This window comes from Streptomyces longisporoflavus, assembly GCF_014649775.1.
In the GTDB taxonomy this organism is placed as follows: domain Bacteria; phylum Actinomycetota; class Actinomycetes; order Streptomycetales; family Streptomycetaceae; genus Streptomyces; species Streptomyces longisporoflavus.
This window is the reverse complement of the sequence record NZ_BMTR01000045.1, coordinates 25,867-36,108: the sequence shown is the minus strand read 5'-3', so window position 1 is coordinate 36,108 and position 10,242 is coordinate 25,867. Positions and strand designations below refer to the sequence as shown.

Annotated in this window: 12 protein-coding genes; 7 read left to right on the top strand and 5 right to left on the bottom strand. The window is 69.2% G+C overall.

Features of this window, described 5'->3' with window-relative positions; all coding sequences use genetic code 11:
- Positions 1-180: SulP family inorganic anion transporter (locus IE226_RS40675; protein WP_268251317.1), on the bottom strand; the 180-nt coding region annotated here is incomplete at its 3' end.
- Between the two features lie 415 nt (positions 181-595).
- Between IE226_RS40675 and IE226_RS40670 the strand changes: the two genes are divergently transcribed.
- Positions 596-1,000, top strand: coding sequence for a MerR family transcriptional regulator (locus IE226_RS40670; RefSeq protein ID WP_190086557.1), 405 nt, complete (start codon positions 596-598; stop codon positions 998-1,000).
- 29 nt (positions 1,001-1,029) lie between these two features.
- On the opposite strand, the gene IE226_RS40665 is transcribed toward IE226_RS40670, so the two are convergent.
- Positions 1,030-1,659 (bottom strand): TetR/AcrR family transcriptional regulator, encoded by a 630-nt coding sequence (locus IE226_RS40665; protein WP_308429596.1) that lies wholly within the window; start codon positions 1,657-1,659, stop codon positions 1,030-1,032.
- Between the two features lie 95 nt (positions 1,660-1,754).
- Here IE226_RS40665 and IE226_RS40660 point away from each other — a divergent pair, with 95 nt between their 5' ends.
- On the top strand, positions 1,755-3,194 hold the full coding sequence (locus IE226_RS40660) for an MFS transporter (RefSeq protein ID WP_190086555.1): 1,440 nt from the start codon (positions 1,755-1,757) through the stop codon (positions 3,192-3,194).
- Between the two features lie 18 nt (positions 3,195-3,212).
- On the opposite strand, the gene IE226_RS40655 is transcribed toward IE226_RS40660, so the two are convergent.
- Entirely contained in the window at positions 3,213-3,407 is a 195-nt protein-coding gene (locus tag IE226_RS40655) for a hypothetical protein (RefSeq protein ID WP_190086554.1), read from the bottom strand.
- A 39-nt stretch (positions 3,408-3,446) separates the two neighbouring features.
- Here IE226_RS40655 and IE226_RS40650 point away from each other — a divergent pair, with 39 nt between their 5' ends.
- Complete coding sequence (locus IE226_RS40650) at positions 3,447-3,659, top strand: hypothetical protein (protein WP_190086553.1); 213 nt, start codon at positions 3,447-3,449, stop codon at positions 3,657-3,659.
- A 176-nt stretch (positions 3,660-3,835) separates the two neighbouring features.
- On the top strand, positions 3,836-4,033 hold the full coding sequence (locus IE226_RS40645; RefSeq protein ID WP_190086552.1) for a hypothetical protein: 198 nt from the start codon (positions 3,836-3,838) through the stop codon (positions 4,031-4,033).
- 353 nt (positions 4,034-4,386) lie between these two features.
- Here the strand turns inward: IE226_RS40645 and IE226_RS40640 are convergent, their stop codons facing one another.
- Both IE226_RS40640 and IE226_RS40635 read right to left on the bottom strand, forming a co-directional pair.
- Positions 4,387-5,277, bottom strand: a complete 891-nt coding sequence (locus IE226_RS40640) for a MerR family transcriptional regulator (RefSeq protein WP_190086551.1) — start codon at positions 5,275-5,277, stop codon at positions 4,387-4,389.
- A gap of 244 nt (positions 5,278-5,521) precedes the next feature.
- Positions 5,522-6,166, bottom strand: coding sequence for a hypothetical protein (locus tag IE226_RS40635; protein ID WP_190086550.1), 645 nt, complete (start codon positions 6,164-6,166; stop codon positions 5,522-5,524).
- Positions 6,167-6,682: 516 nt separating this feature from the next.
- Between IE226_RS40635 and IE226_RS40630 the strand changes: the two genes are divergently transcribed.
- From IE226_RS40630 to IE226_RS40620, 3 genes are all read left to right on the top strand, one after another.
- A complete protein-coding gene (locus tag IE226_RS40630; protein ID WP_190086549.1) occupies positions 6,683-6,973 on the top strand; it encodes a hypothetical protein in 291 nt (96 codons plus the stop codon).
- A 308-nt stretch (positions 6,974-7,281) separates the two neighbouring features.
- A complete protein-coding gene (locus IE226_RS40625; RefSeq protein ID WP_190086548.1) occupies positions 7,282-7,752 on the top strand; it encodes a hypothetical protein in 471 nt (156 codons plus the stop codon).
- Positions 7,753-8,516: 764 nt separating this feature from the next.
- Positions 8,517-9,740, top strand: coding sequence for a low temperature requirement protein A (locus IE226_RS40620; RefSeq protein ID WP_190086558.1), 1,224 nt, complete (start codon positions 8,517-8,519; stop codon positions 9,738-9,740).
- Positions 9,741-10,242: the final 502 nt, after the last annotated feature.

The window sequence follows — 10,242 nt, the reverse complement described above, 5'->3', positions numbered from 1 at the left end:
GAACAGACCGATCGCCGGATCGACCCCGGCGATGATCGAGAACGAGATCGCCTCGGGGATCAGTGCCAGGGCGACGACGAGGCCGGCCAGGACCTCGGTGCGCCAGACCTTCGGGTCGTTCAGCCAGTCGGGCTTGAGGCCGCGCAGCCGCGCGGCCGGGGACAGTGCAGACGTAGACAAGGACAGGTACCTGTCGTGCTCGGGCACACCCGGCCGTGGTGGGGGCGTGCGGGAAGGCGCCGGAGGGCCAGGTGGCCGTCCGCGAAGCCCGCGTACGGCGAGCTGAAGTTCACAACGCGGCAGCGGGTACGAGCGAGGGCTCCGAGCGCTGCTTCAGGGGCGAAGGGTCACGGCGGGCAGGCGACGGCGCTGGGCATCTGGGGCATGCGCACGCTCTCTCCTGCAGGCATCGGACTTCGCCGGGGGCGTCGTCGGCCCCGACACGGCTGACGGTCACGGGAACGATCCCGCACCATAGAGGGCGGGGCGGCACGGAGCCGACCCCGACGATCATTTACTCTACCCTAACGTTACGGTAGAGATCGACGCTGGCCGCCTGTGGCCTTGGCGACAGAAGAAGAGGAAGGGCGCCCGCGTGAGCAGCGAGCACATGCAGATCGGCGAGGTCGCCGCGCGGACCGAGCTGTCGCTGCGCACGATCAGGCACTACGAGGAGACCGGCCTGGTCATCCCCTCGGCCCGCTCGCAGGGCGGCTTCCGCCTCTACACCGAGTCCGACGTGGCACGCCTGATGGTCATCCGCCGCATGAAGCCCCTCGGCTTCACTCTGGACCAGATGCGCGACCTGCTGGAGGCCACCGACCGCCTCGACTCCGGCGAGGAGCTGGCGGCGGACGAGCGCGAGGCCCTGCTGGAGCGCGTGCGCGGCTACGAGCAGGACGCGGCCGAGCAGGTGGAGAAGCTGCGTACGCAGCTGGCGCGGGCGGAAGAGTTCGCCGCCACCTTGCGTGCACGCCTTACCCGCGTCCCCGCCCTCTGATCTCTTCCCCGAGATGGCAGCTCGGGGGGTCAGTGGGCCTGGCCGACCGCGGATTCCGGGCTCGGCGCCGGGACCGGGAACAGTCGCTCGAGGTGGGCGCGCAGGATCTCCATGGCCGAATCCGCGGTGCGCTGGCCGACCAGGACGCTGGTGCCCAGGCCGTGGCTCAGCGACAGCAGGTGGGCGGCCTCGTTCGCCGCATTTCGCTGCCGGTCCAGTGCGCCTTCTCGCTGGGCCTGTCGCAGCACTGCGGCCAGCTGTCCCTCCAGGCGGTCGGGGCCGGCGGCAAAGGGCTGCGCGGCCAAGTCGGGGTCGGTCATCGCCAGGACCGCATATGACGTCCACACCAGGTGAAAGGCACGGCTTGCCTCGTCGGTGGGCAGCGCCTCGGTCAGGAACGCCTCGATGAAGGCGTGCGCGGTTACCGGGAGCGGCAGGCCGCCCAGGCGGGCCGACCACCGTGCGTGGCTCTGCTGCTCCAGGCGCTCCAGTGCGGCGTGCAGCAGGTGGGCCTTCGTCTGGAAGTAGTACTGCACCAGATTCAGAGACATGCCCGCCTCGGCGGCGACCGCACGCAGCGTCACCGCGTGCAGGCCCTCGGCCGCAGCCACGCGCACCAGAGCGTCGATGACGTGCACCCGGCGCTGAGCGTGGTCCACCCGTTTCGGCACTCCAGCCCCTTCACTTCGACTGCCCATCCATTTTCATAGTACCGCTGTACGATGAAAAATCGGTGAGCGACGACGGGAGGGCCATGGATTTTCGCGAAGCGCATGACATCAGCAGCCACGCAAACACGGAGCCGGTGGTCGAGGGCGCGGGGCGGGCGGCGGTGTTGTGGCTGGCGTGCGCGGCGCAGTTCATGGTGGTGCTCGACGTTTCGGTGGTGAACGTCGCGCTGCCTTCCATCCAGTCCGCGTTGGGCTTCAGAGCCGCCGGCCTGCAGTGGGTGGTGGGAGGCTATGCGCTGGTCTTCGCCGGGTTCCTGCTGTTGGGGGGCCGCCTGGCGGACGTCTACGGTCGCCGACGGGTCTTCGTGTGCGGGCTGGTGTTGTTCGCCGCCTCGAGTCTGGTGGGCGGGCTGGCCGCTACTCCCGGCGTGCTGGTCGCGATGAGGGCCGTGCAGGGCTTGGGGGCGGCAGTTCTGGCCCCGGCCACGCTGACCATCGTGACGACGACCTTCGCCGAAGGGCCGGTGCGTACGCGGGCGTTGGCGATTTGGACGGCGGTCAGCTCGGCGGGCGGGGCGGCGGGCAATCTGATCGGCGGGGTACTCACCCAGTCGCTGTCCTGGCGGTGGATCCTGCTGATCAACGTGCCCACCGGCGCCCTCGCCGTGCTCGCCGCACTGCGGCTGCTGCCCGCCGAACGCTCCCGTGCGCGGTCCGCGAAGCTGGACCTGCCCGGCGCGGTGCTCGCCACCCTCGGTGTCACCGCCCTCGTCTACGGCGTCACCCAGGCCCAGCATCACGGCTGGAGCGGGCCAACCACCCTGACCGGTCTTGCCGTCGGCGTCCTGGCACTGACCGCCTTGGCAGTGATCGAAGTCCGCTACGCCGCGGCACCGCTCATGCCGCCGCACTTGGTGCGGATGCGGCCCATCTGGGCGGGCAATGCGGTAATGCTGCTGGCGGGGGCCTGCTTCATCCCCATGTGGTACTTCCTCTCCCTCTACATGCAAGACGTCCTGCACTACGGGGCGCTCGCCACCGGCGTCGCCTTCCTGCCGCACACCCTGGTGGGCATCGCCGGGGCCCGCCTCGCCCCCGCCATGATGCGCCGCACCGGGCCCCGGGTTCTGATCGTGCTGGCCGCGCTGCTGGCCGCGGCGGGGTTCGTGTGGCAGAGCCGGATCGGCGCCGACAGCACCTACGTGGAGGGCCTGCTGGGGCCCGCGATCGTGATGTCGGCCGGGATGGGCCTGCTGATCACCCCTATCACCACCACCGTCACCTCCGGCATCGCCGCACAGGACGCGGGCGCGGCCTCGGGGCTGATGAACGCCACCCGGCAGATCGGCGGCGCCGTCGGCCTGGCCGCCCTGGTCACCCTCGCCGCGGCGACCACCGACACGCCCTCCTCCTATCGCGCGGTGTTCCTGGTCATCGCAGCCGTGTGTACGACAGTTGCAGCCCTCGCCTTCGCACTGCCCGCTCCATCCCGGGCAGAAGCCGCCGGTGCACCGGACCAGTGAGCTCGGAGCGCCGGCCGCTTACCCGGGGGGCAGCTCCCATCGGGAACGCCAAGGCTGCTCACCGGCCGGAGCCTCGCGCAGATCACCCTCACCCACCAGCGCGTCGTCGCCCGGCGGGGCGGGGTCGTGCAGGCGGAACAGGGCGACCAGAATGCCCCCGGTGCCTGCTGCGGCGATCAGGGCACCGGCGACGATCGAGGTGGCGTCGATCAACGGGCCGAAAGCCGATGCCGCAGCGACTAGAAGTTCAAGATGACCAGCAGGCCGCAGCATCCCGCCACGGTGGGCTGTTACGACAATTGCGGGGACACGGCGAACGTCTACGAGGCAAACGTCGAAGACCAGCTGGCGACGCGTGCTGTGCGGCTGCAGACCGGCGACGGCTACAGCTACGCCGTGCGTACCTGTCTCTTCCCGAAGAGCGGGGGCAAGAGCTGCACGAAGTGGTACGTCGACCACAAATGATCGTGTCGCGGGGTACGGACCCCCAGCCGCCGCTGAGCGTGTCCGGCTTCCCGCGTCACCGACCGGGGCCCGGTGGGTGACGCGGGCGTCCGTACAGGGGTCCTTCCGCGACGGCCGCGAAGCGGCTGACGAAGGCGAGGGCCCGCGAGCTCATCACCGCCCTGGCCCAGCCGGGCGTGGATCGCATCACCTTGCACGCCGAGACGGCCAGTGCCGTGGCGTACGCGATCGCCGCGCATCTGAACGCCATTGGCCCCAGCGAGCCTTACCGCATTCCGGGCGAGGCCGGGGTGTGCGTCAGCCAGTATGGCTATGCCCAGCCTCCGCCCGACGGCGGTGAGCAGGGCGTGGGGTACACCGCCAGCGGGTCGTGACTGCGCGGCGGCGTGCCGGTCGTTGAACCTGGCGTGCACGCGGGCCCGGGATGAGAACTGCTCTCCCGGGCCTGCACTGGGTTCTGACGGCAACAGACGGGTGCGGTGCGGTGCGGAGCGGCGGCCGGTGAAACTTTTTGACTTGTTGCAAAGTAACGCTCGTCCGGCTGGGTAACTTCCTGACAAGTACAGAAGTATCCGGAGCCGGTTGTCAGCGGCCAGTTCGAAATCCCACGTACGGCCAGTTGTGATGTCACTCCTGGTTACGGCTCGGGCTCGACGTCTGGCCCGATCGGCCTCATGCGGATGAACGTGACCGGTTGTCGGGCCACGTCGGTGCCAGGCACGGGCGATCAGCTGTCCGCGGAGTGGGCGTCGGCAAGGGCCTCGCCGAAGAGCCGTCCGGCGAGTTCCATGCAGCGTGTCCGGGCAGGAGAGAAGTCGTAAGGCATCTTGGTGATCGCTGAGGCGGCACTCATCTCTGTGCCCTCCTCCCCTTGCAGGTCGGCGTCGTAGATCTCGAAGATCTTCTCCTCGGCCGCGTCGAGGCCAACTGCCTCGATGGCCTGATTGAGGGCCATTTGGTGAGCGCATCGCTGTACGGCGAGCTCTTCGACGCGCGGGTCGTCGGGTTCGACGCCGTCGTCGAGGGCGGCCTCGGCCGCCTCAAGACGGTCCTCCTCGGCCCGCAGGCCGGGGTGGGTGGCCAGCACGATGAACGTGCCGGCCTGGATGGCGGCGCCCAGCGGCCCGAAGATCCGTTCCGTGACCAGCAGGGCGTCCAGATCGCAGGGGCGCAACGCGCCCGGGGGCAGGTGGCTGAGCCGGTCCGTGACCAGTTCGGAGAGCAGCCCCAGCGGGTTGCCCACCGCCTGCAGGTGCTGGACAGCCGCGCGCCGACGTTTGATGGCGGCCTCCTGCGCCGCCAGGGTTTCCTCCAGCCTGCTCAGGACCGACTCGATATCCGGGGCTTGGTCCAGGGCTTCGTCTCCAGCTTCGTCCCGGGCTTCGCCGAAGGCGACCCGCATGTCGTCCAGGCTGATACCGGCATCAGCCATCTTGCGGATCCACAGCAGGCGGATCATGTCGTCATAGCCGTAGCGGCGGCGGCCGTCCCCGCCGCGCTCTGGCTCCGCCAGCAGACCGATCTCGTGGTAGTGGCGGATGGCGCGTGGGGTGATCCCGGCGAACGCAGCGGCATCACCGATCTTGACCTGCCGGGGAGGCGTGAGGGAGGGGTACATCGCAGATGGAGCCTTTCGTGCCGTGGTGCCCCGACCCCACCACATGCCGCTACGGCATGTGCAACACCCCATCCAGGCGGTGCCACTGGAGCCGGGCCCTGGCTGCCGCCGGGAGGGATCAGGAACGACGAACCATCGGGGAACGCAGAGTGGCCACCGGCGGCCCGACAGCTCCCCGCTAAAGTGGCCGCCGCCGGGAATTCCCACTGACCGCCGACAGCCGGTGCCGGGTGCGAGGCGAAAGTCATCCCTGGGTGTCGCCGGTGACCAGTGCGGGGCCGAGGTGCCGGGCGGCCACCGTTTTGATGGCGGGGCAGGCGGGGCCGTCGCCGTGTTTCCACGTGTTGATCACGCAGGTCTGCACGGGGTGCACGGGGCCCCCGGAGCGGCCCCTGGTGTCCGCCTCCAGCGGCCGGTTCTGCGGCGCGGCCAGTGCGTAGCAGGCCAGCATGGTGCGCTCGTCCTCGTACCAGTAGTGGTCCAGGATCGCTGGGTTGGTGAAGTCGAGGCAGTGGAAGGCGACGGCGATGTCCTGTTGGCCGTAGGGGGCGTCGCGCAGGGCGGGCGCCAGGTCGTCGAGTCTTTCGCCGCGGGCCAAGAAGACCGCCCGCTCGACCGAGACTCCCCACGGGGGCGGCTCGCTGTCCGGGCCGGGAACGCCGTCCTCGGAGAGGAGTTCCGTCCCGATCGCGGGCGGTTCGAACCGGGCCCGCCCCACGACGCCACCCCAGCCCAGTCCGGCATTCACGCACAGTGAGCCGGCCAGCAGCATCCACGGCGTGCGCACCAGCCGCTCCCGGCCGAGGTCCACGACCAGGCGCTCGAAGTCCTCCGGCGCAAGGAGCGACGGCGACAAAGGTGCGATGAACGTGTCGGCCCACAAACCCATGCCCTCGTTCTAACGACAACCCGGAGCCACTGCACCCGCTTTTCTTCGGTGCCCGGCGCAGCGGACCATCCGATCACACTGCCCGCGACCGTGGTGGTGCCGATCTGGTCGGGCGGCTGCCTCCCGCCCCGCGGCTTGCACGAACTGCTCAGCCTTGATCCGCCGACGCGGATGGAATCCATCTAGCGTGTCGTCAACTGGCAGACGAGACAGGGGAAACACAGATGCATCTGGGGCATGACAGGCCACGATCGCGGTCGGCGAGAGCCGCGCGGCCGTCGTCGCCGCGCTACTGGTGGGCGGCGCAGCAAGGTGCTCCTCCACCGGCGACTCAGCCAAGTCCGCCCCCGCACCCGAGAAGACGGCATCACCGAAAGCGACACCCTCCAAGTCCGCCGAGGAAAAGGCCAAGGGGCAGATCCTGGCTGCATATGAGGGGATGCACACGGTGGAAACCGAGGCGTATCGCACCGGGAAGCTCGACAACGCCAGCCTGCAGAAGTACGCACGGGCGGCGTGCTGGTCACGCTCGACTGGTACAAACAACGGGGCCTGAAGGTCGTCGGCGAGCCGCGCACCGCTCCCGGGATCAACTCGGTCGACCTGCACGGAAAGCCGAAGACGGCCGTCCTCTCCGACTGCCTCGACAGCAGCCCGTCGGACACCGTCTACAAGTCGACGGGCAAGTCCGCCGTCATAAAGGGTTCCCAGGAGCCCGACCGAAGGCCGGTGACCGCCAAAGCCGCAGCCGTGGGGGATCGGTGGCTGATCAGCGAATACGAGGTAGACCGGACACGGACCTGCTGACTGTTTGTGAGGTGCCGCCGCCAACGACCAGTGCCTCAGTCGGGAGTCGTTTCACCCGAAGAGCGCCGGCTCCACCAAGCACGCCGGGTACTGCCCAGACGTCACCTCCTGGCCGACCGTCGCTCGCGCCCTGGAAGATCCGGAACTCGATCGGCTGGCGGCGGGAGCCGAATCCGGAAGTTGTCACGGCTGCGCAACAGCACCGCACGCCTCAGGGTTCACCCCTGATTCCCGGCTAGCGTTCCCGTCGCCAAGCGCTGGAGACCCGGCGGCCGTCCAACGGCCGCGGGACATCGGAAGGGAACCTCATGAGGCTCAAGCAACTCGGCCGGATCGGCACGGCTACTGGGCTCACCGCCGCAGCGGTGGGCGCATCGATCGTCTTCACACCGTCCATGGCGTCCGCGGACAGCACCTGGGAGTGCTACGGCAAGCAGGTCAAGCGCTGTGCGACCGTATGGTGGGACGACGAGGCCGACACCTACCGGGCACGGGCGAAGATCACCGACACCGCCGGGGGTGGCAACTACACGGTCGCGGTCAACGACGTGAAGCTCCTGCGCTTCAACGGCACCAGGACGCTGACGGTGAAGTCCGCCAAGGACAGCGACGGCTGGCACCGCACCCAGGACCTGGCCGGCACCTCGTCGGTCAACCCGTGCAGGTGGCCGACGAACAGTTTCCAGGTACAGGCGAAGTTCACCTGGAAGAAGCAGGGCGGGAGCGCGAGCAGCAAGACCTGGCGCCCCGAGATGGGCTGGGGCCACGCCTGCAACTGACCGCGCCCCGCTGCGGTTGCCTGCCCGAAGCGCACCATCGCGCTCCCGCTCCGGCCAGGGGCACCTGCCCACCGCCCCTGGCCGGTCCCCGGTACGCACGCATGAAGGACACGGTTGTCACCTCCTGATCCCTCGCGCCGCGATGTCCCCGCCGCTCGCGCCCGGCGGGGAGAGCCGACGACATGCTGCGCGCCCGTGTCAGCCACGCCGGCCCGGCCCGAAATTGTGGATCGCCGCCGTACCCGACAGGCTCCGGGACATCGCGTCGAGCCGGCACCGGCTCCTGTCACGCAAAGGGCGCCGGGCCACGGCCACGCTGCGCGAACCGGCCACCGGCGCACTCCGCCTCCCCGCCTACGACACCATTGCTACCGGCCTGCGCCAGCACAGCCGCTACGCCGCCCGCCCCTGACAACCCTCGACATCACCTGATCCGGCAGATCCTCTGAGTGCCGCAGCCCCGGGCTGACACGATCCAGCCGAACGAGTCGTGCCTCCTGATGCAGGACATCGGCTAACTGACCGTTTCAGCCGCTGCATGACGCGGCCGACGTCGGCCGCGGGTTCGCCGGGACTTGCCCGGTGCGCATGTCTGCGCCGATGAGGCAGCCGTATATAGCGGGCCGTGCGGCTCGAACCGGCAGACGGCAGACATGATGATGGGCATGAGTGATCACCACCAGCCCGACAGGCAACAGCGCCCCGCCAAGCACGAGAACCCCGACAGTCCCGGTATCGCCCGGCTGTCGCATCGGCTGATCCCGATGACCGGACGCGACCCGGGGGAACACGGGCGGGTCTCCACGCCACTGGAGCTCCTGTTCGACCTCACCTTCGTCGTCGCCGTCGGCACCGCTTCGTCCCGCTTCGCAGAGATGGTCGCCGGTGGCCACGCCGGGCAGGCGGTCACCGCGTTCGTGCTCGCGATGTTCGCGATCAGCGTCGCCTGGATCAGCTTCAGCTGGTTCGCCTCCGCCTTCGGCACCGATGACTGGCTCTATCGCGCCCTGACGATGGTCCAGATGATCGGCGTCGTTGTCTTCTCCCTCGGTCTGCCCACGATGTTCCACTCCGTGGAGGAGGGCGAGCACCTCGAACTACGGGTCATGGTGCTCGGCTACGTCGTCATGCGCATCGCCATGCTGGTCCAGTGGTGGCGTGCCGCCCACGACTCTCCCGCCTTTCACGACGTCGGCATGGCCAACATCCGCTGGACTGCGATCGTCCAGATCGGCTGGATCGTCATCGCCTTCACCGCTCTCCCGCTGGCCGCCGTGTTCACCGCCTTCATCGTCCTCGGGGCGCTGGAACTGGGCCTGCCGCTGCTCGCCCAGGGCTCCGCGGGGGGCACTCCCTGGCACCCGCACCACGTCGCCGAGCGCTACGGCCTGTTCGCCATCATCGTGCTCGGCGAGGGCGTCGTGGGCACTGTCGCCTCCTCGGGCGAACTGCTCGGCGGGGCGGATGGCACGCACTGGACCGGCAACGCGATCGCTGTAGTCATCGCCGGTGTCGGCCTGACCTTCGGCATGTGGTGGGTCTACTTCGCCACGCCGTTCGGTGACATCCTCGTCCACCGCCGCAGCCGCGGATACCTCTTCGGCTACGGACACATCCCCCTGTTCATCGGCATCGCCGGCGCCGGCGCCGGACTGCACGTGGCCGGCCTCCACCTCGAACATCACTCAAAGCTCGGTGACGTGGCCGTGGTCCTGTCCCTGGCCCTCCCGGTCGGCCTCTACCTGCTGATGGTCTATCTGCTGCACACCCTGCTGCTGTCGGCGGCAGACCGGTTCCACGTGCTCCTGATCTCCCTCACCCTCGCCGTCCTCCTGGCCGCGGTCCTCCTGGCCGTCGCGGGCGTCGCGATCGCGGTCTGCCTGCTCGTGGTCATGCTCGCCCCCTTCGTCACCGTCCTTGGCTACGAGACGGTCGGCCACCGCCACCAGCAGCAGATGCTGCAGCACCTCGCTGCCGAAGACCGCTGACGGCACCTGATGGGACCGTACTCAACTCGTCCAGCCAGGCAGTCGATGAACGAGGGGCGAGAAGTCCGGCTGGCTGTATGACGAACTCTCCTCGGCGTACAGCCAGACCAGATACGCCGGGGAGTTGGTGCCGCCAGTCTTCCCTGCCTCCGCAAGGCCATCTCCCGTGCGAGCAGGGGGGATCGGTGCGCATGTGGGTGACGAGTTGCCCCCGACAATCATCTGCGAGTACACGTCCGGGACGAAGGCAACGTAGACCCAGCCCGTCCGGGTGCGGATATAGGTGAGGTCGGTGACCCAGTGCTGGTCGGGCTGGCTCGCCGCGAAGCGGCGGTTGACCAGTCCGGGCGGCCGGGGTGCGGACGGCTCAGGAATCGTGGTGCGGCGCCGCTGTCCACGGATGACGCCTTCCAGGCCGCCCTCGTGTCGACTGGCGGTTACGGCCTTGAAGCCGTTTGGCCAGCCAGGTCGGCGACTGTCTACGCGTCCCCCTCTGCGCCGG

Bases quoted from the DNA above. Each gene is read 5' to 3' on its own strand.
- IE226_RS40640 (WP_190086551.1), bottom strand. From the start codon at position 5,277: ATGTACCCCTCCCTCACGCCTCCCCGGCAGGTCAAGATCGGTGATGCC.
- IE226_RS40635 (WP_190086550.1), bottom strand. From the start codon at position 6,166: ATGGGTTTGTGGGCCGACACGTTCATCGCACCTTTGTCGCCGTCGCTC.
- IE226_RS40625 (WP_190086548.1), top strand. From the start codon at position 7,282: ATGAGGCTCAAGCAACTCGGCCGGATCGGCACGGCTACTGGGCTCACC.
- IE226_RS40620 (WP_190086558.1), top strand. From the start codon at position 8,517: ATGACCGGACGCGACCCGGGGGAACACGGGCGGGTCTCCACGCCACTG.
- IE226_RS40650 (WP_190086553.1), top strand. From the start codon at position 3,447: ATGACCAGCAGGCCGCAGCATCCCGCCACGGTGGGCTGTTACGACAAT.
- IE226_RS40660 (WP_190086555.1), top strand. From the start codon at position 1,755: ATGGATTTTCGCGAAGCGCATGACATCAGCAGCCACGCAAACACGGAG.